This is a genomic window from Actinokineospora sp. NPDC051303, assembly GCF_055586285.1.
The window spans coordinates 1-23132 of record NZ_JBVJIN010000063.1; the positions used below are offsets into that span (position 1 = coordinate 1).

General features: G+C 70.9%; 21 protein-coding genes, 1 pseudogene and 1 riboswitch. Of the genes and pseudogenes, 13 read left to right on the top strand and 9 right to left on the bottom strand.

The annotated features are described in order from the left end of the window. Positions 1–191: pseudogene (locus ACZ6SD_RS29245) on the bottom strand (dolichyl-phosphate-mannose--protein mannosyltransferase); the annotation flags it as partial. 241 nt (positions 192–432) lie between these two features. Here ACZ6SD_RS29245 and ACZ6SD_RS29250 point away from each other — a divergent pair. Genes ACZ6SD_RS29250 through ACZ6SD_RS29270 form a run of 5 tightly spaced genes read left to right on the top strand, consistent with a single transcriptional unit; the run spans position 433 to position 4112 of the window. Beyond that, positions 433–1284, top strand: coding sequence for a helix-turn-helix domain-containing protein (locus ACZ6SD_RS29250; RefSeq protein WP_465320237.1), 852 nt, complete (start codon positions 433–435; stop codon positions 1282–1284). Positions 1285–1302: 18 nt separating this feature from the next. After that, the gene (locus ACZ6SD_RS29255) at positions 1303–1779 is read left to right on the top strand and encodes a YrzE family protein (RefSeq protein ID WP_465320238.1); all 477 of its coding nucleotides are present in this window, start codon (positions 1303–1305) and stop codon (positions 1777–1779) included. A gap of 31 nt (positions 1780–1810) precedes the next feature. Then, on the top strand, positions 1811–2296 hold the full coding sequence (locus ACZ6SD_RS29260) for a hypothetical protein (RefSeq protein WP_465320239.1): 486 nt from the start codon (positions 1811–1813) through the stop codon (positions 2294–2296). Beyond that, positions 2293–3120, top strand: a complete 828-nt coding sequence (gene rsmI / locus ACZ6SD_RS29265) for a 16S rRNA (cytidine(1402)-2'-O)-methyltransferase (RefSeq protein WP_465320240.1) — start codon at positions 2293–2295, stop codon at positions 3118–3120. Before ACZ6SD_RS29260 ends, rsmI begins: the two co-directional genes overlap by 4 nt. Continuing rightward, positions 3117–4112 carry a DUF4185 domain-containing protein gene (locus tag ACZ6SD_RS29270; RefSeq protein WP_465320241.1) on the top strand — a complete coding sequence of 332 codons (996 nt, stop codon included), beginning with the start codon at positions 3117–3119 and terminating at the stop codon, positions 4110–4112. Before rsmI ends, ACZ6SD_RS29270 begins: the two co-directional genes overlap by 4 nt. 1 nt (position 4113) lies before the next feature. Here ACZ6SD_RS29270 and ACZ6SD_RS29275 read toward each other — a convergent pair whose 3' ends face one another. The 3 genes from ACZ6SD_RS29275 to ACZ6SD_RS29285 form a co-directional block, all read right to left on the bottom strand. After that, positions 4114–4881, bottom strand: a complete 768-nt coding sequence (locus tag ACZ6SD_RS29275) for an ABC transporter permease (RefSeq protein ID WP_465320261.1) — start codon at positions 4879–4881, stop codon at positions 4114–4116. Beyond that, positions 4871–5863 (bottom strand): ATP-binding cassette domain-containing protein, encoded by a 993-nt coding sequence (locus tag ACZ6SD_RS29280; protein WP_465320242.1) that lies wholly within the window; start codon positions 5861–5863, stop codon positions 4871–4873. Before ACZ6SD_RS29280 ends, ACZ6SD_RS29275 begins: the two co-directional genes overlap by 11 nt. Before the next feature lie 66 nt (positions 5864–5929). Beyond that, positions 5930–6496, bottom strand: a complete 567-nt coding sequence (locus ACZ6SD_RS29285; RefSeq protein WP_465320243.1) for a PadR family transcriptional regulator — start codon at positions 6494–6496, stop codon at positions 5930–5932. A 49-nt stretch (positions 6497–6545) separates the two neighbouring features. Between ACZ6SD_RS29285 and metG the strand changes: the two genes are divergently transcribed. The 6 genes from metG to ACZ6SD_RS29315 all read left to right on the top strand — a co-directional run bounded on the left by metG (position 6546) and on the right by ACZ6SD_RS29315 (position 15594). After that, positions 6546–8336, top strand: a complete 1791-nt coding sequence (gene metG / locus ACZ6SD_RS29290) for a methionine--tRNA ligase (protein WP_465320244.1) — start codon at positions 6546–6548, stop codon at positions 8334–8336. Then, positions 8333–9193, top strand: a complete 861-nt coding sequence (locus ACZ6SD_RS29295; RefSeq protein WP_465320245.1) for a TatD family hydrolase — start codon at positions 8333–8335, stop codon at positions 9191–9193. The genes metG and ACZ6SD_RS29295 overlap by 4 nt, the downstream gene beginning before the upstream one ends. A gap of 295 nt (positions 9194–9488) precedes the next feature. After that, positions 9489–10997, top strand: a complete 1509-nt coding sequence (locus ACZ6SD_RS29300) for a transglycosylase family protein (protein WP_465320246.1) — start codon at positions 9489–9491, stop codon at positions 10995–10997. A gap of 922 nt (positions 10998–11919) precedes the next feature. Then, positions 11920–12771 carry a 16S rRNA (adenine(1518)-N(6)/adenine(1519)-N(6))-dimethyltransferase RsmA gene (rsmA, locus tag ACZ6SD_RS29305; protein WP_465320247.1) on the top strand — a complete coding sequence of 284 codons (852 nt, stop codon included), beginning with the start codon at positions 11920–11922 and terminating at the stop codon, positions 12769–12771. A 107-nt stretch (positions 12772–12878) separates the two neighbouring features. Further along, a riboswitch (SAM riboswitch) is annotated at positions 12879–12968 on the top strand. 200 nt (positions 12969–13168) lie between these two features. After that, on the top strand, positions 13169–14179 hold the full coding sequence (locus ACZ6SD_RS29310) for a methionine ABC transporter ATP-binding protein (RefSeq protein WP_465320248.1): 1011 nt from the start codon (positions 13169–13171) through the stop codon (positions 14177–14179). A gap of 452 nt (positions 14180–14631) precedes the next feature. After that, the gene (locus ACZ6SD_RS29315) at positions 14632–15594 is read left to right on the top strand and encodes a 4-(cytidine 5'-diphospho)-2-C-methyl-D-erythritol kinase (protein ID WP_465320249.1); all 963 of its coding nucleotides are present in this window, start codon (positions 14632–14634) and stop codon (positions 15592–15594) included. 5 nt (positions 15595–15599) lie between these two features. Here the strand turns inward: ACZ6SD_RS29315 and ACZ6SD_RS29320 are convergent, their stop codons facing one another. Further along, entirely contained in the window at positions 15600–16067 is a 468-nt protein-coding gene (locus ACZ6SD_RS29320) for a hypothetical protein (protein ID WP_465320250.1), read from the bottom strand. A gap of 167 nt (positions 16068–16234) precedes the next feature. Between ACZ6SD_RS29320 and ACZ6SD_RS29325 the strand changes: the two genes are divergently transcribed. After that, on the top strand, positions 16235–18004 hold the full coding sequence (locus ACZ6SD_RS29325; RefSeq protein ID WP_465320251.1) for an ABC-F family ATP-binding cassette domain-containing protein: 1770 nt from the start codon (positions 16235–16237) through the stop codon (positions 18002–18004). Positions 18005–18108: 104 nt separating this feature from the next. After that, a complete protein-coding gene (locus tag ACZ6SD_RS29330) occupies positions 18109–19779 on the top strand; it encodes a fatty acyl-AMP ligase (protein WP_465320252.1) in 1671 nt (556 codons plus the stop codon). Positions 19780–20288: 509 nt separating this feature from the next. Here ACZ6SD_RS29330 and ACZ6SD_RS29335 read toward each other — a convergent pair. The 4 genes from ACZ6SD_RS29335 to ACZ6SD_RS29350 all read right to left on the bottom strand — a co-directional run bounded on the left by ACZ6SD_RS29335 (position 20289) and on the right by ACZ6SD_RS29350 (position 22914). Further along, positions 20289–20783, bottom strand: a complete 495-nt coding sequence (locus tag ACZ6SD_RS29335; protein ID WP_465320253.1) for a DivIVA domain-containing protein — start codon at positions 20781–20783, stop codon at positions 20289–20291. Beyond that, positions 20780–21613: a DivIVA domain-containing protein gene (locus ACZ6SD_RS29340; protein ID WP_465320254.1), complete on the bottom strand. Its 834-nt coding sequence runs from the start codon at positions 21611–21613 to the stop codon at positions 20780–20782. Before ACZ6SD_RS29340 ends, ACZ6SD_RS29335 begins: the two co-directional genes overlap by 4 nt. A gap of 17 nt (positions 21614–21630) precedes the next feature. Further along, positions 21631–22215 carry an aminoacyl-tRNA hydrolase gene (gene pth / locus ACZ6SD_RS29345; RefSeq protein ID WP_465320255.1) on the bottom strand — a complete coding sequence of 195 codons (585 nt, stop codon included), beginning with the start codon at positions 22213–22215 and terminating at the stop codon, positions 21631–21633. Between the two features lie 81 nt (positions 22216–22296). Continuing rightward, a complete protein-coding gene (locus tag ACZ6SD_RS29350; protein WP_465320256.1) occupies positions 22297–22914 on the bottom strand; it encodes a 50S ribosomal protein L25/general stress protein Ctc in 618 nt (205 codons plus the stop codon). Between the last annotated feature and the right edge of the window lie 218 nt (positions 22915–23132).

A 23132-nucleotide genomic window follows, 5' to 3' on the forward strand; every position in this document is an offset into this window, starting at 1 on the left:
GTCGGCCACCCCAAATTCCACAACCGCACCACACCGGCCAACACACCCACAACCGCGGTCACCAACCACCCACGCACCCGGTCGGCGGGCATGGGCTTGCCGGTCAGCCTGCTGAGGGCCGAGTCCCCCTCCGGGGCCGGTTCGGGCGTGGGCGCCCCTTCGGCCTTTTCGTCAGCCACCAGGACACTCATTGATCCACCTCACTGGTTCGGTGGCCTCGCGCGCCCTCGCACTGTGCCGATGGTCCGCTCGCACGCTCGCTCACGGGGGGAGATCGTAGGGTGCCCGGTGTGCGGTCCGTGTCGGGCGCTCCGGTCGGCGCCGAGGTTTTCGGTGCTGGATAAGTCGATCAACTGATCGTGTGATTGTTCGCCCAGCTCAGACCCGGTACCAAGGGACGCACAAGGTGCTCACGATGGGACGGGGGTGCGCGTGCCTCCTGGACGGCCGACCATCAGGTCGCGGCAGGTCGCGGGTGAGTTGCGCAGGCTGCGCAAGCAGGCCGGGCTCACGACCGGGCAGGTCGGCGCGAAGCTGGGGCTTTCCCAGGCCAAGGTAAGCCGCGTGGAGACCGGCAGCAGCGGTCTGCGGGTCAACGACGTCACGGCCATGCTCGGCCTCTACCGGGTGCCCGAGCCGAGGCAGGCGGAGATTCTGGACCTGATGCGCCGCGCCGCCGAGCCGGACTGGGTGCAGGTCCACGGCCGCGGCCTGCCCGAGCAGTGGCGGACGCTGATCGACTGGGAGTCCAAGGCCGTCGCCCTGCGCAGCAATCACGCTTGGCTCGTGCCCGGCCTGCTGCAAACCGCCGACTTCGCCCGCGCCGCTCTCCGCGACACCGCGCCCGCCCCGCTTTCCGAGGACGAGTTGGACGCGCTGGTCGCCGCCCGCCTGGCCCGGCAGGCCATCTTGAGCCGCGACAGCCCGCCGACGGTGCACGCCCTGCTGGGTGAGATGGCGTTGAGGGTCCCGGTGGGCGGTCCCGGCGTGCTCGCGGGCCAGTTGCGGCACCTGCTGGAGGTGGTCCGCAAGCCGCACGTGGTGGTGCGGGTGGTGCCGCTGTCGGCGGGCGCGCACCCGGGTCTGGACGGCGCCTTCCTGCTGATGGAGTTCCACCGCGACCCGGCTCTGGTCTACACCGAGCACCGCACGAACAGCCTGTTCCTCGATGACGAGGCCGCCGTGGCAACGCACCGCGCGGCCTGGGACCGGGTGGCCGACCGCGCCCTGTCCGAGGAGGAGTCGGGGCGGTTCATCGCCGACCTGGCGGACCGGACCGGGTGACGCTTTACCCTCTGTCGGGTGGAGAAGACTTACCCGATGCGCTGGAACCATGTGCTGGGGAACGCGATCATGATCACCGTGTTCACCCTGGTGCTGCTGCTCGGGGCGTTCTACCTGTACAAGGGCGGCTTCGATGAGGCCAACCTCGCCGGGTTCGTCGTGTTCGCGGTCGTGCCGGGCGCGTTCGTGGGGACTTTTCTGCGGCGTTGGAAGCTGGTCGTCGGCCCGGAGACCGTCGTCGTGCGGCGGGAGGCGCTGATCACCCTGCGCTGGTCGGACTTCCAGGAGGTCAAGACGGTCGCCCGCAACCGCGACCGCTTGGTGTTCACCACCGGCGACGTCGAGTCGGCCAACCCGCTCACGCCCCTCACCAAGAAGGTGACGGCGCGACTGCGCAAGTCCGGCGCGGACCAGTCCGTGGACCTGGTCTTGTTCTTCCGCGACTGGCGCAAGTCGGACCTGCCGGAGATCCTGAGCCAGGCGCGGCAGGGCTGACCTCGCGCCAAGGCCTGGGTACCCTCGCCCGGTGGAACAGACCTACCGCCTCCGCTGGCCGTACGCGGCGATGAGGGCCGTGCCCGCCGTCGTGGGATTCACCTCCGCGCCGGTGCTGCTGTGGGCGATCGGGCGTCCCCTGAGTGTCGAGGCGACGCTGATCGTCGCCGTGCTGGCCGTCGCGGTTGTCGCCGTCCAGGTGTCGATCATGCGCGCGTGGCGGCTGGTCCTTGGTCCCGAGGAAGTGGTGGTGGTCCGGCAGCGGGCGCGGATCACGCTGCGCTGGTCGGACTTCCAGGAGGTCAAGGCGGTCGCCCCGGGGCGCGACAAGCTGGTCTTCTCGGCCGGGCGGGTGGAGTCGGCCAATCCGGTGGTCCGGTTGTCCAAGCGGGTGGCTAACCAGTTGCGGGAGAGCGGTGTCGACCGCACTGTCGAGTTGGTCTTGTTCCTTCCTGACTGGCGTAAGACAGACCTACCGCAGGCCGTTCTCCGCGCCGAAGCCCAGCAGGCGGGATGACCGGGCGGCTGGTGCTGGCGGCGACGCCGCTGGGCGACCCGGGCGACGCGTCGGCGCGGCTGGTCGCGACCCTGGGATCGGCCGAGGTGATCGCCGCCGAGGACACCCGGCGGACCCGGAACCTGGCCGCCGCGCTCGGGGTCGAGCCCACCGGGCGGATCGTGAGCTTCTACGACGCCGTGGAGACCAGCCGCGCGCCGGGGCTGGTCGAGGCGATTCGCGGCGGTGAGACGGTTCTGCTGGTCACCGACGCGGGGATGCCCAGCGTGTCCGACCCGGGGTACCGCCTGGTCGCCGCGTGCGTCGAGGCGGACCTGCCGATCACGTGCCTGCCCGGCCCGTCCGCGGTGACGACGGCGCTGGCGCTGTCCGGGCTGCCCTGCGACCGGTTCTGCTTCGAGGGGTTCGCGCCGCGCAAGTCGGGGGAGCGCCGCAAGTGGCTGGCCGCGCTGGCCGACGAGCCGCGCACGGCGGTGTTCTTCGAGGCCACCCACCGCATCGAGAGCCTGCTGGACGACGCCGTGGAGGTGCTCGGCGCGGACCGGCGCGCGGCGGTCTGCCGGGAGTTGACCAAGTCGTACGAGGAGATCAAACGCGGCACGCTCGGCGAGTTGGCGCGGTGGGCGCGCGACGGGGTGCGCGGTGAGATCACCGTCGTCCTCGCGGGCGCCGAGCCGCGCACGGCCGATTTGGACACTCTGGTCGCCCGGGTCCGCGCGCTCGCCGCCGAGGGCGTGCGGCTCAAGGACGCCGCCGCCGAGGTCGCCGCCGCGACCGGGGTCAGCAAGAAGACCCTCTACGACGCCGCGGTGAGCCGGGCTTGATTCGGGTTGCCGGGACCGAACTCGTCGCCCAGGTCACCGGGCGCGAGTCGGCCAACGGCACCGCCGAGCGCTACGGCATCCACGCCACCGACCTCGGCGTCATGTGGGACGACGGCGACGGCCGCACGTTCGTCGTCTTCGGCGACACGTACGGCGCGGGCTGGTGCGGCGAGGGCGCTGGCCCCAGCGAGGGCGGCGACTGGCGGTGCAATGTCCTGGCCGTCGCCGCTGACCGGGACCTCGACAGCGGCCTGCGCATCGAGTCGGTGATCGCCCGCGACGACGGCTCCGCCCGGCAGATCCTCGACCGCGACCCCCGCCGCGACGAGGAGACCGTCATCCCGTGCTCGGGCATCGCGATCGACGGGACGCACTACCTGCACTACATGTCGGTGCGGAACTGGGGCGCGCGCGGCAAGTGGGTCACCAACTACGCGGGCATCGCCGTCTCCCGCGACGGCGGCCACACCTGGGACAAGCCGGGGCGCGCCCGCTGGATCAACCGCGCCGAGCGCGACCACCCGTTCCAGATGGCCGCCTTCGCCCGCGCCGAGGACCATCTCCACCTGCTCGGCACCCCCAATGGCCGCTGGGGTGACGCCAGCCTGGCCCGAGTGTCCACAAGCGACATTCTGGAGCCGCGCGCGTACGAGTACTGGACCGGCGCGCGCTGGCGTCCCCGCGACGAGTTCGCGGCCACCCCGGTCATGCGCGGCCCGGTGGGCGAGCTGTCCGCGCTCTACAACGTCTACTTCGGACAGTGGTTGGCCGTGCACCTGGACGAGGCTCGCGCTGCGATCGTCCTGCGCACGGCGGAAAACCTGACCGGGCCGTGGACCGACGGCCAGGCGCTCGCCACCGGAGACCGGTATCCCGGTCTGTACGGCGGTTTCCTGCACCCGGCGTCGGCCGACGGCCCGGTCATCCACTACACGATGTCGCGCTGGAGCCCGTACAACGTCTACCTCATGCGCTCGGAGCTGACCGGCTGACTCACGCGTTCTCCCTGGCGAAAGTCCGCGCGCCCCACAGCAATCCCAGCACCGTCATCACGAACAGCACCAGCGATCCGGTCAGCAGCGCGTCCACGGTGAAATCGCCCCGGAACGTCGCCCGCTCCGCGTCCACGACGTGGGTGAACGGGTTCCACCGCGAGATCGCGTACAGCCAGCCCGGCGCGAGGCCCTGGGTGATCGGGATGAAGATGCCCGAGAGCATCAACACCGGCAGCAGCAACGAGTTGAGCACGGCCGGGAACGCGTCCTCGCTCTTGAGCCGCAGCGCCAACGCGTACGAGCACGACGACAGCGTCACCGCCAGCATCGCCACGATCACCAGCGTCAGCACGACCGCGCCGACCGACGCGTTGAGGTCGAACACCAGGAACGCGACCGCGATGATCAGCAGCGCCTGCACCACGATCTGCAGCGCGTCCCGCAGCACCCGGCCCAGCAGCAGCGCGAGGCGGCTGACCGGGGTGACCCGCAGCCGCTCCACCACGCCCATGCGCAGGTCGGCGAGCAGCGCGAAGCCGACGAACGAGCTGCCGAACAGCGCGGTCTGCACGATCAGGGCCGGGGTGAGGATCTGCCAGGACGTGCCGGGCGGGAAGCCGGGCGTGCTCGCGGTGATGCCCTCCATCAGCGGCCCGAAGAAGAACAGGTACAGCATGGGCTGCATCAGCCCGATCATGATCCAGGTCGGGTTGCGCAGCGCCAGGGTCATGTCGCGGCGGAAGACCAGCCAGATGTCACGCAACAGCACGGTCGGCCTCCGTGGCGTCGGGCGCGCCGAGTTCGGCGTCGCGCAGGCTGCGGCCGGTGAGGGTGAGGAACACGTCGTCCAGGGTGGGCCGCTGCACCTGGAGCGAGGTCGTGGCGATGCCCGCCGCGTCGAGCGCGCGCAGCAGTTCGGGCAGCGCGAGGTCGCCGCGCGGCACGCGGAACTCGACGGCCTCGGCCCGCCGCGTCACCTCCGTCGCCGAGGCGAGGCCCGCGGCGAGCCCGGTCGTCCGCTCCACGTCGGGCGCGGCCACCCCGACCGCGACGAGGTCGCCGGACACCTTGGCCTTCAACGCCGCTGGCGTGCCTTCCGCGACGATCGAGCCGTTGTCGATGACCAGGATGCGGTCGCAGAGCGAGTCCGCTTCCTCTAGGTAGTGCGTGGTCAGGAAGACGGTCGTGCCGTGGTCGGCGCGCAGCGCGCGGATGTGCTGCCACAGGTTCGCCCGGCTCTGCGGGTCGAGCGCGGCGGTCGGCTCGTCGAGAAACACCAGCTTCGGGTCGTGCACCAGGCCCAGCGCGATGTCCAGCCTGCGCCGCTGCCCACCGGAGAGCGTCTTGACCAGCCGCTGGTCGAGCCCGGCGAGGTCAAGCCGCTCGGCGAGCAGGCCCGCGCGGGCGCGCGCGTCCGATTTGGACAGTCCGTAGAACCGGCCCTGCAACTCCAGTTCCTCGCCGACCTTCGCCTCCGCCGTGCCACCGCCCCCTTGGGCGACGTAGCCGATCCGACGCCGAACGCCCACCGGGTCGGCGGAAAGGTCCCGTCCCGCGACGGTCGCCGAGCCGGCCGTTGGCTTGAGCAGGGTGGTGAGCATCCGCAGAGTCGTGGTCTTGCCCGCGCCATTGGGCCCGAGGAACCCCACCAGCTCCCCGGCCGCGACGTCGAAGTCCACCCCCCGCACCGCCTCGACGGTCCGACCCCGCGCCCGGAAGGTCCGGGCGAGGCCGCGTGCCTCGATCATGCATCCCCCTCGTTATTCAAGTTTGAATACTGCCGCACAGAGGATGCACCCGAGCAGCGGGATCAGTCAACCGCGAACGCAGGGATCTCCGGCCATCTCGTAAGCGCCCTCGCCCAGCCGCCCCAGCAGGCCCCTGGCCCAGGAAAGCTCGGTCTCCACCTGCCCGATCCAGAGAAACCGCTGCTCACGCACATGCTCCGGAGTGCCCTTCGCCGGGCTGTCCCCCCAGGCCCGCAGCTCGCCCAGGCTCGTCTCCAGCGCCTCGACCCGCTCCCGCACCAGCGCCATCGCGTCCGCCCGGGTCAGCAGCGGCAGCATCGCCAGCGCCGCGTTGAGCATCGCCGGATCGCCGGTCCGGCGCAGGCCTTCGCGCGCCAGGCGGGTCAGCTCCGCGCGGCCCGCGTCGGTGATCCGGTAATCCGTGCGCGCCGGACCGCTGTCGCCCGGTTCCACGGCCTCCACGGTGAGCAGGCCGTCGACGGCCGCCTTGCGCAGCGCGTGGTAGATCGACCCGGGCTTCACCCGGGCCCACTCGTCGGCTCGCCAGCCCATCAGCTCGGTGAGGACCTGGTAGCCGTGCGCCTTGCCCGCCCAGCTCACCAGGCCCAGCACGAGCAGCCGTGTGGCCGACATCCCTGTCCTCCTGCGCCCGTCCGAAGTGACGTCCGTAGGCTAAGCGCTCATGAGTGCCCCCGTGCTGACCGCGGTGGCCTGGCCATACGCCAACGGCCCCCGCCACATCGGTCACGTTTCCGGATTCGGTGTCCCTTCGGACGTCTTCTCCCGCTACCTGCGCATGTCCGGCCACCGCGTGCTGATGGTGAGCGGAACCGACGAGCACGGCACGCCGATCTCGGTGCAGGCCGACAAGGAGGGGATGACCACTCGCGAGCTCGCCGACAAGTACAACCGGGTGATCGCAGAAGACCTCCAGGGCCTCGGCCTGTCCTACGACCTGTTCACCCGCACCACCACCGGCAACCACTACCAGGTGGTGCAGGACCTGTTCCTGGCGCTCTGGCGCAACGGCTACGTGCAGGTCAAGACCCAGATGGGCGCGATCAGCCCGTCCACCGGCCGCACCCTGCCCGACCGCTACATCGAGGGCACCTGCCCGATCTGCGGCTACGACGGCGCGCGCGGCGACCAGTGCGACAACTGCGGCAACCAGCTCGACCCGATCGACCTGAAGAACCCGCGCTCGCGGATCAACGGCGAGACGCCGAAGTTCGTCGAGACCGAGCACCTGTTCCTCGACTTGCCCGCGTTCGCCGAGACGATGGGCTCCTGGCTGTCGACCAAGACCGAGTGGCGGCCGAACGTCCTGAAGTTCAGCCAGAACCTGCTCGGCGACATGCGCCCCCGGGCGATCACCCGCGACCTCGACTGGGGCGTCCCGGTCCCGCTCGACGGCTGGCGCGACGCGCCGATGAAGCGGTTCTACGTCTGGTTCGACGCGGTCATCGGCTACCTGTCGGCCAGCGTCGAGTGGGCGCGGCGCACCGGCGACGCGGACGCCTGGAAGGAGTTCTGGACCGACCCTGCCCAGGCCTACTACTTCATGGGCAAGGACAACATCGTCTTCCACTCGCTGATCTGGCCGTCGCTGCTGCTGGGCCAGAACGGCGCGGGCGACAAGGGCGGCCAGCCGGGGGCCTTCGGCACTTTGAACCTGCCCACCGAAGTCGTCTCCAGCGAGTTCCTGACCATGAGCGGGTCGAAGTTCTCCACCTCGCGCGGCACCGTGATCTACGTGCGGGACTTCCTCAAGCAGTTCGGCCCGGACACCCTGCGGTACTTCATTTCCGTTGCGGGACCGGAAAACCAGGACACCGACTTCACCTGGGACGAGTTCGTCCGCCGCACCAACTTCGAGCTGGCCAACGAGTGGGGCAACCTGGTCAACCGCTCGGTGTCCATGGCGCACAAGAACGTCGGAGCCGTGCCGCGCCCGACCGCGCCGACCGCGGCCGACGAACAGCTCAAAGCGCTGGCGCGGGCCGCGTTCGACACCGTCGGGGAAAACCTGCGCCGGTCGCGGTTCAAGCTCGCCGCGAGCGAGGCGATGCGGGTCGTCGGCGCGGCCAACAAGTACCTCTCCGACGAGGAGCCCTGGAAGCGCAAGGACGACCCGGAGCGCCGCGACACCATCCTGCACACCGCGCTGCAGGTCGTCTCGGACGCGAACACGCTGCTCACCCCGTTCCTGCCGCACTCGGCGCAGAAGGTGCACGAGCTGCTCGGCGGCAAGGGCGTGTGGGCGGCGCAGCCGGAGCTGCGCGAGGTGGACGACCTGGACGAGCCGTCGCGCCGCTACCCGATCCTGACTGGCGACTACGCCGACGAGGCGGCCCGCTGGGAGTCGGTCGACATCGAGGTGGGCCGTCCGCTGGACAAGCCCGCCCCGCTGTTCGCCAAGCTCGACGCCGAGCTGGGCGAGACCGGCCCCGACTGGGCGCCGATCGAGAAGTGACCCCGCGCAAAGGCGAGCGACCACCGGCGCCGGAACGCCTTCCGGCGCCGGTGGTCGACGCGCACACGCACCTGGACGCCTGCGGCGCCAAGGATTCCGCCGATGTGTCCACAATGCTCGACCGGGCGAACGCGGCGGGCGTCGACCGGGTGATCACCGTCGCCGACGACCTCGCCGCCGCGCGCTGGGCCGCCGAGGCGTCCACTTGGGACGATCGGGTGTTCGCCGCGGTCGCGGTGCACCCGACGCGCACCGCCGAGTTCTCCGACGCGGACAAGGCCGTCATCGAGGACCTGGCGCGACAGCCGCGCGTCGTCGCGGTGGGCGAGACCGGGCTCGACTACTACTGGGACTACTCGCCGCCCGCCGCCCAGCAGGACGCGTTCCGCTGGCACATCGACCTGGCCAAGCGGGTCGGCAAGCCGCTGATGATCCACGACCGGGACGCGCACGCCGACATCCTCCAGATCCTCACCGAAGAGGGGTCACCCGAAACGGTTGTGTTCCACTGCTTTTCCGGTGATCTCGATTTCGCCCGAAGGTGTGTCGATCGCGGTTATGTCCTGTCCTTCGCGGGCCCGGTGACCTTCCGCAACGCCGCGCCGCTGCGCGAAGCCGCCGCGTTCGTTCCCCCGGGCCAGCTGCTCGTGGAGACCGATGCGCCCTATCTCACACCGCATCCCTTCCGCGGCAGGCCGAACGAGCCCTACTGCGTGGCCTACACCGTGCGAGACCTCGCTGACCTGCGCGGCGTCGGCGTCGCCGAGTTCGCCGCCGATGTCTCCGCCACCGCCGACCGGGTGTTTCGGTTGCGGGCCGTGACATCCGACCATTCGAGCGGTGATCGATTGCGATGAACGGGTGGCGGATTAGGCGACTTGGTGGTGTGACAGGACTCACGAGTTCGCCGGATGTGTTTGCGCAACCCCAGCCGTCTCGTTACTGTCCCGTGACCGTACGACTTTGGGGATCATGCCCCGAGTCAACCCGGAGCAAGTCAGTACACGTCGGGGTGGCTGGCTGCGGGTCGTCGGAACACACGAAAGCGCGAGACCGCGCCAAGCGGACGGAGGAGTGGATGTTCCCAGCGCGGCTGAGACCAATCCACGGCGTCCGCGGTGCGGATTTCCGCCTTCTGGAGGAATCGACCCTGTGAGCGGTAAACAGATCGGCGGTCTCGACCGCCCCCGGCACGACGGCTTCGCCGACACCGACTGGTTCAACCCGGTCAACTCGGGCACCGCGACCGGCACGGCCGTCCTGGACGACGACTTCCGGGCCTGGCGGTCCGAGTTCCCGGACTACGACTACGACGCCGGTTTCTCCGCGTCGCTGAGCATCACCGACCACGACGTCCGCCACGCGCTCGGCCCGCAGGCCGACGAGATCATGGCTTTCGCGGGCGTCGACGTCGACGAGTTGATCCGGCTCATCAACGCCGAGACCACTGTTCTCCCCGTGCTTCCCGCGCTGCCCGACGAGGTCAGCGGACCGAAGCGGCTCAAGGTCGAAGACGACAAGCCCGCGCCCGGCCTGATCACCGCCGTCAAGCGCTGGAAGTCCACCTTCCTCAAGGCCACCATCGCCGCGGTCCTGGTCACCCTGACCGGCGGCGGCGCGGCGGCCATCGCGATGAACAACACGGTGACCGTCGACGTCGACGGCCACACCCGCGAGGTCAACACCTACGCCGACACCGTGGGCGAGATCCTTGAGGAAGAGGGCATCGAGGTCGGCCAGCACGACTCGCTGAGCCCCTCCCCGTCCGCCGAGATCGGCGACGACGGCAAGATCGTCCTCCAGCGCGGCCGCCAACTCCAGCTCACCGTCGACGGCGAGCAGCGCGGCCACTGGGTCCGCGCCACCACCGTCGGCGAGGCCCTCCGCCAGGTCAACGCCCCCGTCGCGGGCGCCTGGATCTCCGCGGGCGACGACGCGCAGGTGCCCCTGGAGGGCATGGCCGTCGAGATCAAGACCCCGAAGAACGTCACCCTGTTCGACGGCGGCAACGCCCCCACCCAGCTGACCACCACCGCGGTCACCGTCCAGGAGTTGCTGGACGAGCACAACCTGGCCCTCGGCCCCCAGGACGCGGTCCTCCCCGGCGCCGACCTGAAACTCACCACCGGCGCCGAGATTCGCATCAGCCGCACCGGCGTGACAGTGATCAACCAGGCCGAGCCGGTCGAGCCCCCCCTCCAGACCGTCGAAGATCCGGAACTGGCCAAGGGCAAGGAACAGGTAGTCGACCCCGGCACCCCCGGCGAGCGCATCGCCACCTACCGCATCACCGAGAAAAACGGCAAGGTCGTCAAGCGCGAGGAAATCGGCTCCAAGGAAACCCGCGCCCCCCTGCCCAGGATCGTCAAGATCGGCACCAAGCAGCCCCCCCAGCCCCTGATCTCCGACGGCGCGGTGTGGGACCGTCTGGCCCAGTGCGAGGCCACCGGCAACTGGGCCATCAACACCGGCAACGGCTACTACGGCGGCCTCCAGTTCAACAAGAGCACCTGGGACGCCTACGGCGGCGACCAGTACGCCGCCTACCCCCACCAGGCCACCCGCGAACAACAAATAGCCATCGCCACCAAAGTCCGCGACGCCCGCGACGGTTACAGCGCCTGGCCGCACTGCTCCAGCAAACTCGGCCTCCCCCGCTAACCCACCCCCGAACCGCAGGCCCCACCACAAAGCTCGCCCCCCAAGCACCCGACCGTGCCCAGTGATCGCGAGTTATCCACAGGCAAGATCATTCTCACCTGAATTGTCACCCTGCCCCGGTAGACTGGAGCAGGGCCCGGCCCCCAGGGTGGGTGGGGTTTTTGTTGTGGGGCGTGGGGCGGCGAAAGCGGTCGTTGAGGTCGGTGGTTGGCGCTGTCGGGTGCTCCTTGTGGGGCCTGCTGGCCGGGAGCGCACCGCCGGTCTGGCAGGCCGAGCGGTCGCGTCCCGCCTATCAAGCCTGCCGGGGTTGGCCCGAGTGCTTGTCAGGAACGGGTTTGCCCCCGTCAGGTGCCCGATAGCAAGGGGCAGCACACCCGAGCGCCCGCCCCCTGCCCGTCGGCCCACCACCCCCGCGAGGCAGTGTCCAGGCCCACCCAGTGCTTGACGAGGTGGAGCAGAAAACCCGCTCTCCTGCCAGGCTGAACCCGGGCTCGCCAGGTTCTCGATGGCGCGGAGGCAGCGAACCCGCCGTCCTGCCAACCACACCCACCCCTGCCAGGCACTCGATGGCGCGGAACGAGCAACAGCGAACCAGCCCCCCACGAAGCCGAACCGACGCCCGCGAAGTGCTCGATGGGGTAGACCGAGCGGCGAACCCGCCCCCCACGAAGCCGCACCCGAGCCTGTCAGGTGCTCGATGGGGTGGAGTGGTTTCTTTGGGGGTGAAGGAAGATCCCTAAACTCGCCGTGGTCGTGGGGCCGAAGGCTCCCCACCCGTCTTTCCCACGACGGGATCTTCCTTCGTAGGGGCCCCAAAGAAACCACTCCACCCCATCGAGCAAACCCACCAACCCAGCCACCCCAGGAACCCAGAGCAACCCCACCAACCCCTCCGAAACCCCCCGCCCCGTACGCTCTGCCAGTGACTGGATCGGCGCTGCTTGGCCCTGCTGACGTGCGAAGGCTCGCCGCCGAGTTGGACGTCCGCCCAACCAAGAAGCTGGGCCAGAACTTCGTCCACGACCCCAACACAGTCCGCCGAATCGTCACCGCCGCGGCCCTGCAGCCCGACGACACCGTGCTCGAAGTAGGCCCAGGTCTGGGTTCCCTGACCCTCGCCCTACTCCCAGCCTGCGCCAACGTCGTGGCAGTGGAGATCGACCCAGTCCTAGCCGCCCGCCTCCCCGCGACCGTGCGAGACCGCGCCCCCGACCTAGCCGACCGCCTCACCGTCGTCACCGCGGACGCCATGCGCGTCACCGCCAGCGAACTCAACGAGCCGACCGCACTCGTCGCGAACCTGCCCTACAACGTCGCCGTCCCCGTCGTTCTGCACTTGCTCGCCGAGTTGCCTTCGCTGCGCACGGTGCTGGTCATGGTCCAAGCGGAGGTGGCCGACCGGATGGCCGCCGCGCCCGGTGGCAAGGTCTACGGAATCCCCAGCGTCAAGGTCGCCTGGTTCGCCGAAGCGCGCCGGGTGGCCACGATTTCCCGGTCGGTCTTCTGGCCGGTGCCCAACGTCGATTCGGCGCTGGTGTCGATGACCCGCCGTGAGTCTCCCGCGGCCGACCGGCAGGCGGTGTTCGCCGTTGTCGACGCCGCGTTCGCGCAGCGGCGCAAGACCCTGCGGGCCGCGCTGGCGGACTGGGCCGGGTCGGCGGCGCGGGCGGAGGCGGTGCTCGTCGCGGCCGGGGTCGACCCGGGGGAGCGGGGCGAGCAATTGTCGGTAGGGGAGTTCGTCCGAATCGCGCAAGCGGCTGCTCACCTGGCGTAAGCGAACCCCCAAACATTACTCCTGATGTGTGATGTGCGGAACGTCGGGCTCGATCTTCGGGGTCCGCGCTTGCTTTTGAGCAGCTTGGTCAGGTCTACTCTGTAAGCATTCCATCCCGAGCGGCTGAGAGACCTGGCTCGTTGACGCCGCAGCAACCACCCATCGTGGGCAGGTGCTACCGCCAGGAACGATGGAGGAGTGAGAGCGGATGCGGATCCTCACCACCCGACGGGTCATCGACCAGTGCAAGCGATCCGTCACCGCATGTCGTCTGATGCGCGTAGCAAGCTGACTTCGAGCAACACGTCTTCTTAACCCCCCTGTTCGTCAGTCCCGGATCGTCCCTTGTGGACGAAGCCGTCCTATCGGCCTGCCGTGCGCCGCGTTGGAGTAGATCGTGATCACCGTTGAGAACCTGAGCAAGTCCTTCCTGGGCGACACCGGCCCGGTCGTCGCGCTTGAGGACGTCACGTTGGACGTGCCCACGGGCACGATCACCGGCGTCGTCGGCCCGTCCGGCTCGGGCAAGTCGACCCTCGCCCGCCTCGTCGCCCTCCAAGAACGCCCCGACAGCGGCGTGATCAGGGTCGACGGTTTCAACACCGCCGCCCTCGACCCCCGCAGGCTCCGCGCCGCCCGCAGGCGCATCGGCGTCGTGCGCCACGGCGACCTGCTTCCGCAGCGCACCGCCGCGGGCAACATCGCCCTCCCCCTTGAGCAGGCGGGCGTCGACGGCCCGCAGCGCCGCGAGAAGGTCGGCGCCCTGCTCGACCTCATCGGCCTCACCGACAAGGCCGCCTTCTACCCCGACGCCCTCACCCCCGGCCAGCAGGCCAGGGTCGCGGTGGCCCGCGCCCTGGTCGGCGACCCGGGCCTGCTCCTCGCCGACGACCCCACCAAGGACCTGGACCCCGACGCCGAGGCGGGCGTCCTGACCGTCCTGGACCGCGCCCGCGCCGAGCTGGGCTCCACGGTCCTGGTGGTCACCGGCGACGCGGGCGTGGTCCGCCGCATCGCCGACGACGTGGCCCTTCTCGACGGCGGTCGCGTCCAGGAGAGCGGCCACCTGCTGTCGCTGGTGCAGGACCCCGACAGCCAGGTCGCCCAGACCCTGCTCCCCGCGATCGACGCCCCCAAGTCCGCCCAGGCCCGCCACGACCGCCTGGCGGAGGTGGTGCTCGTGGGCTTCGCCGCCGTCGGCGCCCTCCTCCCGGAGGCCACCACCCGCTTCGGCGCCACCATCGCCGTGGTCGGCGGCGGCCTGACCCGCATCGGCGAAACCCCAGTGGCCCGCTTCCTCCTGGGCGTCTCCGGCTCCCACGCCGACCAAGCCCTGGCCTGGATCGGCGAACGCGGCGGCCTGGTGCGCCAGCGCGCCACCGGCCCCCAGGGCATCGTCGCGGCCTGACCCGCGCGTGTGGTTCACCGCCCGCCCACCCCTGAGGTCGGGCGGGCGGTGAAGCCGTGCCGCGACGCCAGACCTCGGCAGGCACCCCCGCCAACCACTCGAACGCGCTCAAGATCGCGAGTTATCCACAGGCGCGGCGCACCCTCTTCCCCGCGCTGACCTGCGCCGATAGACTGGAGCAGGGCCCGGCCCCCAGGGCGGGTGGGGTTTGTTGTGGGGGCGGTGGGGGCGGCGAAAGAAGGGCTCTCGGGGCGGATTCGGGCGTTGTGCGCTTGGGTCGGTCCGATGGTTTCCCTGAGGAGAAGAAAAGTCGTCCGGCTGGCTCTGGCCGTAGGGTCCCGCCCGTCTTCCCGTGGGGGATCGTTCGCCGTAGTGGCCCAAAGAAACGAAGAGTCCCGGCCCACTAACAGGTGCCATCAGAGCACCCGCGGCCACGGCCGTAGGCTGGTCAGGTGCTCGCTGTCGTGCCTGCCCCGGTGACCGTTCGTGTGCCGTCCAAGGTGAACCTGCACCTCGCCGTGGGCGATGTGCGCCCGGACGGCTATCACGAGCTGTCCACCGTCTTCCAGGCGCTGTCGCTGACCGATGAGGTCACCGTGGCCGTCGCCGACGAGCCGGGGGTCGAGGTGCACGGCGAAGGGGCTGACGCGGTGCCCACCGGGGCGAGCAACCTGGCCTGGCGTGCCGTGCAGGAGCTGGCCCGGCACGTGGGTCGCGACGCGGACGAGCCCAAGGTCCGCATCGTCATCCGCAAGGGCATCCCGGTCGCCGGGGGCATGGCCGGTGGCAGCGCCGACGCCGCGGCCACTCTGGTGGGGTTGGCTTCGCTGTGGCGGCTGGACATCGGCCGTGACGAGCTGGCGCAGGTGGCCGGGCGGCTGGGCAGCGACGTGCCGTTCGTGCTGCACGGCGGCACCGCGTTGGGCACCGGCCGGGGTGAGCAGCTGGTGCCGGTGCTGGCCCGGCACACCTACCACTGGGTTCTGGCCTTCGACCGGCGCGGCCTGTCGACGCCCAAGGTCTACACCGAGCTTGACCGCCTCCGCGCCGAGGGCGACCCGCCGCGCATCGGCGAGGTCGAGCCCCTGCTGGCGGCCCTGGCCTCCGGCGACCCCCGCCAGCTTGCCCTGCTGTTGGGCAACGACCTGCAGCCCGCCGCCGTGTCGCTGCGCCCGGGCCTGCGCCGCACCCTGCGCGCGGGCGTCACCGCTGGCGCGCTCGCGGGCGTCGTCTCCGGCTCCGGCCCCACCTGCGCGTTCCTCTGCGAAGACGGCGACGCGGCCCTGCGCGTGGCGGCCGAGCTGTCCGGAGCAGGCGTCTGCCGCACCGTCCGCGTCGCCCACGGCCCAGTCCCCGGCGCCCGCGTGATCGGCGACGACACCCCCCGCTCGACACCCCCCGAGGTCCACGCCTAGCCACGTCAGGGCGACCGCACCCAGGTCGCACACCCGGACGTGCTGATCAATTCGCCCGCGTTGATCGTGATCGTGGACGGCCCCTTGTCGATCCCCAGGTCCAAGATGTCCGTGCCGTCACCGCTCTTGCGAGTCCACCTGCAGCCCACCAAATTCGTTCCGGAGGGGCCCGCCGACTTGTACTTGCCCGGCTGGACGTCGACGGCGACCTCGTGGGTGCCCTCACCGAACTCGGTTCGAGGCCCCGACGCGACAGGCGCCGCCGTTTCCTCGGGCGGTTCCGCGACGGTGACGGTCGTCGTGGAAACCTCGGGTGGTTCCGTGACGGTGACCGTCGTGGTGGACACCTCCGTCACCGTGGCCGCGGTGACGCTCTCCCGGGACGCGGACCCGACGACCGCGCCGACCGCGACGACCACGGCCAGGGCGACCGCTCCCGCCGTGGCCCACGGCCAACCCCGCCACTGGTCCACGACGACTCCTCAACAACGCGCTGGTGGATGACCATCCAGAGGTCGTTCGCGCCTCGACCCGCGTTACCCAGGGCGGCGGGGATGCGCCGGTCGTCCCGGCCCGGGAGCGACCTGCCTATGCTGCTTGGGCACGGCCGGTCCCTTGATCTCAACGAAAGTGCGGGTAGATGGCCAACCTGGTCAACCTGGAGAACGTCAGCAAGAGCTACGGCGTGCGCCCGTTGCTCGACCAGGTGTCCCTGGGCGTCGGGGAAGGCGACCGGATCGGGGTGGTCGGGCTCAACGGTGGGGGCAAGACCACGCTGTTGGAGGTGTTGGCGGGGATCGAGGCCGCGGACAGCGGGCGGGTCAGCCGGAACCGGGATCTGCGGATGGCTGTGGTCACCCAGCGCACCGAGTTGCCCGCGGGGTCGACCGCGCGGCATGCGGTGCTGGACCCGTTGGGGATCACCGAGGAGCACCAGTGGGCGGCTGACGCGCGGGCGCGGTCGATCCTGGAGGGGCTGGAGATCATCAATCTGGGGTTGGACAACCCGGTCGACACGATGTCCGGTGGTGAGCGGCGGCGGGTCGCGTTGGCGGCTGCGCTGGTGCAGGAACTCGACCTCGTGGTGTTGGACGAGCCGACCAACCATCTCGACGTCGAGGGGGTGCGGTGGCTGGCCGATCACCTGCTCGCCCGGCGGACCGCGCTGGTGGTCGTGACGCACGACCGGTGGTTCCTCGACACGGTGTGCACCCGGACGTGGGAGGTCGTGGGTGGCCGGGTCGAGCAGTACGAGGGCGGGTACGCGGACTGGATCTACGCGCGCGCCGAGCGGGGGCGGCTGGCGGACACGCTGGAGGAGAAGCGGCGGAACCTGGCGCGCAAGGAGCTCGCGTGGCTGCGGCGCGGCGCCCCGGCGCGCACGTCCAAGCCGAGGTACCGGATCGAGGCCGCGGAGGCGCTGATCTCCGATGTTCCGCCGCCGCGCGACAACGTGGAGCTGGTGGCGTTCGCCAAGCGCAGGCTGGGCAAGACCGTCCTCGAACTGGAGGATGTGTCGGTCTTCGCCGGAGACAAGCCGATCCTCGACCACGAGACGTGGCGCATCGGCCCGGGGGACCGGGTGGGCCTGGTCGGGGTCAACGGGTCGGGCAAGACCACGGTGCTGCGGCTGCTCGCGGGCGACACCGAACCGGCGGGCGGCAAACGCGTGCAGGGGCAGACGGTGCGGCTGGCGCACCTCACCCAGGAGCTTCAGGAGCTGCCCGCCGAGCAGCGGCTGCTGGAGGCCGTCGAGGAAATCGCGCGCCGCGTCACCCTCGGCAAGCAGGAGCTGTCCGCCTCGCAGCTCGCTGAGCGGTTCGGGTTCCCGGCGAACCGGCAGTGGACGCCGATCGGCGACCTGTCCGGCGGTGAGCGCCGCCGGTTGCAGCTCGCCCGGCTGCTGATGGCCGAGCCGAACGTCCTGCTGCTCGACGAGCCGACCAACGACCTGGACATCGACACCCTCCAGCAGCTTGAGGACCTGCTCGACTCCTGGCCGGGCACCATCGTCGTGGTCTCCCACGACCGGTACCTGGTCGAGCGCGTGTGCGACCGGGTGGTGGCGCTGTTCGGCGACGGCAAGGTCACTCACCTGGTCGGTGGCATCGAGGAGTACCTGGCCCGGCGGACGGCGGCGCTGGCGGCGGCCCCGGTCGCCAAGCAGGCCCGCCCCACTGAGAGCAAAGGAAGCGCCGCCGAGCGGCGGGCCGCGCAGAAGGAGCTGGCCCGGCTCGAACGGCAATTCGAGACCCTGGGCAAGAAGGAGGCGCGGCTGCACGCCGCGCTCGCCGAGGCGGCCACCGACCCGGAGAAGCTGCTCGAACTGGACGCGCAGCTACGCGAAGTGGTCGCCGAGAAGGAAGAAATCGAGCTCAAGTGGCTCGAAGCGGCCGATAGCGCGGAATGAGGCCGATTTAGGTCTACCGGCACGCCCCAGCCGCACCGCCAGGAATCATCCCGATCACGACTGACCCGCGCCGGTACATCGAGACAGGTCCTAGGCTGGCCCGCATGAGTCGCTTTGTGGACATGCTGTTGGACACCGCGCGCACCCGAGGGCAGGAGCGCGGGATGACCACCGGGGAGCCCGCCGCGCCCGTGCGCCACACCTGGGCGCTGGTCCACGAGCGAGCGAAACGGATGGCCGGTTCCCTGATCGCGGGCGGGTTGGCCAAGCACGGCGCGGTCGCGGTGCTCGCCGCGGAGCCGGTGACGATCGCCCCGGCGGTGCAGGCGGTGTGGCTGGCCGGTGGCAGCGTCACCATGCTGCACCAGCCGACCCCGCGCACCGACCTGGCCGAGTGGGCGCGGGACACCGTCCGGGTGCTCACCATGATCGGCTCGAAGCTGGTGCTGCTGGGCGCGCCGTTCGACCAGCTCGCCCCGGTGCTGGAGCAGCACGGCATCGCCTACCTGAACCTGAGCGACCTCGCCGAGGGCGAGCCGATCGCCGACGTGGTGGCGGTCGGCGAGGACGCGCCCGCGTTGTTGCAGCTCACCAGCGGCTCGACGGCCGAGCCCAAGGCCGTGCGGATCACCCACGGCAACCTGTTCGCGAACATGACCGCGATGACCGAGGCGTCCGAACTGGACGTCGACAACGACATCATGGTGTCCTGGCTGCCGCTGTTCCACGACATGGGCATGGTCGGCTTCCTTACCGTGCCGATGACGGTCGGCCTGGAACTGGTCAAGGTCACCCCGGTCGAGTTCCTCACCGGCCCGCTGGTGTGGGCCGACCTGATTTCCCGCTACCGGGCCACGATCACCGCGGCCCCGAACTTCGCCTACGCCCTGCTCGGCCGCCGACTGTCCGGAGTGGACGACCAGCGCAAGTACGACCTGTCGACGCTTCGGTTGGCGCTCAACGGGGCCGAGCCCATCGACGAGAAGGCCGTCCGCCTGTTCACCGAGGAGGGCGCGCGGTTCGGACTGCGCCCGGAGTGCGTGTTCCCGGCCTACGGCATGGCCGAGACGACGCTGGCGGTGTCGTTCGCGCCGCTGCTCTCGGGCCTGCGCCTCGACCGCGTCGACGCGGACAAGCTGGAGTCGGAAAACCTCGCCGTGCCGTCTGAGGACCCCTTGGCGCGGTCGTTCGCGTTGCTGGGCAAGCCGTTGCGCGGCATCGAGGCGCGCATCGTCGCCGAGGACGGGCGGGTCCTCGGCGAGCGCGAAGTCGGCGAGATCCAGTTGCGCGGCGAGGCGGTGACCCCGGGCTACCTCACCGTGGACGGTCCCGTGGCCACCCAGGACGCCGACGGCTGGCTCGCCACCGGCGACATAGGGTACACAGTGGACAGTGAGATCGTCATCTGCGGCAGGCAGAAGGACGTCATCATCCTCGCGGGCCGCAACATCTACCCGACCGACATCGAGCGCGCCGCGTCCACTGTGGAGGGTGTGCGGGCGGGCAACGCGGTCGCCGTGCGCATCGACGCGGGCAGCCGCCGCGAGCGCTTCGCGGTGGTGGTCGAGTCCAAGTTCGCGGGCGACACCGACGCGGAACGGGTGCTGCGCAAGGAAGTCGGCGCCCGCGTGTTCGAGTCAGTCAACGCCCGCCCGGTCGCGGTGATCGTGCTCAAGCCCGGCACGCTCCCCAAGACCCCCTCGGGCAAGCTCCGCAGGGCCGCCGCTGGCGAGCAACTCGCCGCCGCCATCCACGCCCGCGAGACCGCGGGCTGATACGCGTTCCGCCTCACGACCGGCGGCGGCCCTTGCTCGTCACCGCCTGCACCCTCACCCTGGGGCCGGAGGTGTCGCGGACGGTGCGACTGGACATCACAGACGGCCGCCGTGGCGGCAAGGCAGGCGGCGGCCGCGACAGCGGCGCAGCCACCTGCGGCGGCGGCCTCGACGCCGCTCCTGGCGCCGATGGCAAGGGCGCTTACGGCGGCGAGGGCGCCCCATCGACCACCTCGGTCCAGTTCGAGATCGAGGCAGGCGACCCGGACGATCCAGAAGCCCCGGACGACGGGTCCGCCTGGCCGATCGACGGAAGCCTCCCGCTGCCGTCCGAACCCCAGGGGCCGCTGGCGCGGGCCTTCGACGGCTTGGGCAGCCCGAACCCCGGCAGGCCGGGCGAGGGCGGCGGGGGCTACTACGGCGGTGGCTCGGCCTCGGGCGGCGCGGCTGGCGAAGGCAGGGGCGAAGGCGGCATCGCGCGTGCCGGTGGCGAAGGAACCAAGCCGGGGTTACCGCGGTGTCGCCAGCCGGTCGGCCGCCGCGGCCAGGAAGTCGTCCACAGTGGACTCCCGGTAGCCGCGTCCGCCCGGCGGCGGGGCGGCGAAGACCACCTCGGCGACCTCGGTCGCGGTGAGCGGGTCCGCGCCGCGCAGAGCCGCGTGGATTCGGCTGATGAAGGCGTCGACCTCGTCGGCCGCGTAGCCGCGCCGGTCTGGGGGCGCTGGTGGGAAGCGCGGGTGGTCGGCGGGGTCGGGGCGCGGGGCGGGTGGGAGAGCGGCCGCGACCGCGTCCAGGAAGGCGTCGACGTCCGATTCCCGGTAGCCGCGGTGGTCGGGTGGGGACTCGGCGAACACGGCGTCGTGGACGTCGGCCGGGGTTAGCGGGTCGCCGCCGCGCAGGGTGGCGGCGATCCGGGCGAGGAAGGCGTCCACCTGGCGTTCGTCGTAGCCGGGGGTGCCCGCCGGTTTTCCGAAGCGGACGGCGTGGATGTCCTCCGGGGTCACGGCGAGCGGCGGCGGCGCAGTTCGTCCACCCAGGCCGCGACGACGGTGTCGATCACGCCCGGGTGGTAGCCCTGGCCGTCGAACATGGTCCTGGCCAGCGGGGCGTTCGCGATCTGTTTGGCGGTGGGGCCGCCGTCCTTCTCGTAGGCGGCGCGGGTCAGCAGGTGCGCCAGGCGTTCGACGTCGACCGCGCGGTAGCCGCGTTCGTCCGCGGGCGCGGGCGGCAGCGGCAGGAGCGGCACGGACGGGTCGATGATCTCGTGCGGCGCGGAGTGGCCGTTGCCCGCCGCAGGGGCCTGCCCGGCCGCGCCGGGAGCGGGCGCCTGGCCGTTGGTCCGGGCGGCTCCCACTTTCGCGCCGTGCCCGTTGGCGCCGGGGCCCAGCACAAGGTCGGCCGGGGAAGTGAAGTCGGGGCTCACGGCGGGCTGGGAGACGTTCAGCGGGATGGCCGTCGCGGTCGGGGTCACCAGGGTCGGCGGCGTGTGCGGGGTCTGCTGGGTCCGCGGCGGCTCGGCCTGGGGCGAGACCGGTTTGCGCGGCGCGGCGATCGGCACCCGCTTGCCGATCTTGGCGCGCTCGCGGGCCTCCAGCTCCACGGCGATGGTGTCGAGGAACTCGTCCACCTGCTCCTCGTGGTACCCGCGCTTGACCAGCGGGGCCGCGTCGAAGACGACGTCGCGGACCTCCTGGGCGGTCAGCGGCTCGCCGCCTGCCAGGGCGTCTTCGATCCGGTCGAGGAAGGCGTCCACCTGGTCCTCGTGGTAGCCCCTGCGGCCGAATGGGGCCTTGTCGAAGGTGACCTCGCGGACGACTTTCGGTGACAGCGGCATCGCGGGGCTCAGCTCCCTCAGCTCGGGTGGAACGCGTTCTGGGCGGCCGTCAGACCCTGGCCCACCAGGGCCTCCACCGCGTCGGCGCAGCGGTCGATCTCGAAGGCCAGCTCCTTGCGCTCCACTGGTGAGAAGTCGCGCAGCACGAAGTCGGCCGGGTCCATCCGACCCGGCGGGCGACCGATACCGAAGCGCACCCGGTGGTACTCCTTGCTGCCCAGTGACTTGGTGATGGACCGAAGTCCATTGTGGCCATTCTCGCCGCCACCGAGCTTGAGCCGCACGGTCCCGAAGGGCAAATCCAGCTCATCGTGTATCACCACGAGGTTTTCCTGGGGGGCCTTGTAGAACTTCGCGGTGCCCACGACCGGGCCGCCGGAGACGTTCATGTACGACCGGGGCTTGGCCAGCACCACCCGCACGCCCGCCAGCCTGCCCTCGACCACCTCCGCGCCCGCCTTGTGCGCCTTGAACTTGCCGCCGACGCGGGCGGCGAGCTCGTCGGCGACCAGGAAGCCGATGTTGTGCCGGTTGCCCGCGTACTTCGGCCCCGGGTTGCCCAGCCCCACGATGATCATGGGGGCGTCGTCGCTGCCTGCCATGTCCTGCGCTCCTGCCAAACCGCCGGTGCCCCGGCCCAGTGGGGACTGGGTCGGGGCACCGGGGCGGATGTGTGCGAACTCTTAGCTTTCGCTCTGCGGCGCGTCCTCGACCACGCCCGCGCCCTCGATGTCGATCTCGGCCTCCATCTGCGCCGCGGTCGGCGCCGCGTTGACGGCGATGACCAGGGCGTCCGGGTCGGTCACCAGGACCGAGCCAGCGGGCAGGGAGACCTGCGATGCGGTGATCTGGGTGCCCGCGTCGGCGCCCGCGATGGACAGCTCGACCTGCTCGGGGATGTTGAGGGCGTCGACCTCGACCTGCAGGGTGGTCAGGTCCTGGGTGACCAGGGTGCCCGACTTCGGGTCGCCGGTGACGACGATCGGGACGTCGACGGTGACCTTCTCGCCGCGCTTGACCAGCAGCAGGTCGACGTGCTCGATGTAGTTCTTGAGCGGGTGCGTGGTGACCGTCTTGGTCAGCGCGAGCTCGACCCCGGTGTCGAAGTTCAGGGTCAGCACCGCGTTCTGGCCGTGCTCACGCACGACGCGGGCGAACTCCAGGGCGGGCAGGGCCAGGTGCTTGGGGTCGGAACCGTGTCCGTAGAGCACGGCGGGAATCTTGCCTGCACGACGGGTTCGGCGCGCTGCGCCCTTGCCGAACTCGGTGCGCTGTTCGGCGGCCAGACGTACCTCGGACACGGTGATGCTCTCCTTGCGATCAAAGTGCGGCGGGGGCGCGACTTCTAAGTCGGGGCGGCAGCCAAGGCAGGGGGCGCGGAGAGCGCGAGACGTACACGGTTCGCGATCCGCCACGTCGATCACGCCAGGCGCGATGCCCGCCTCGCCGAGGCAACTCGAATAGTTTACGCATGACCCGGGCGCGGGGCGAACCGGGGGTCTCCCGCGCCCGGGTTCGA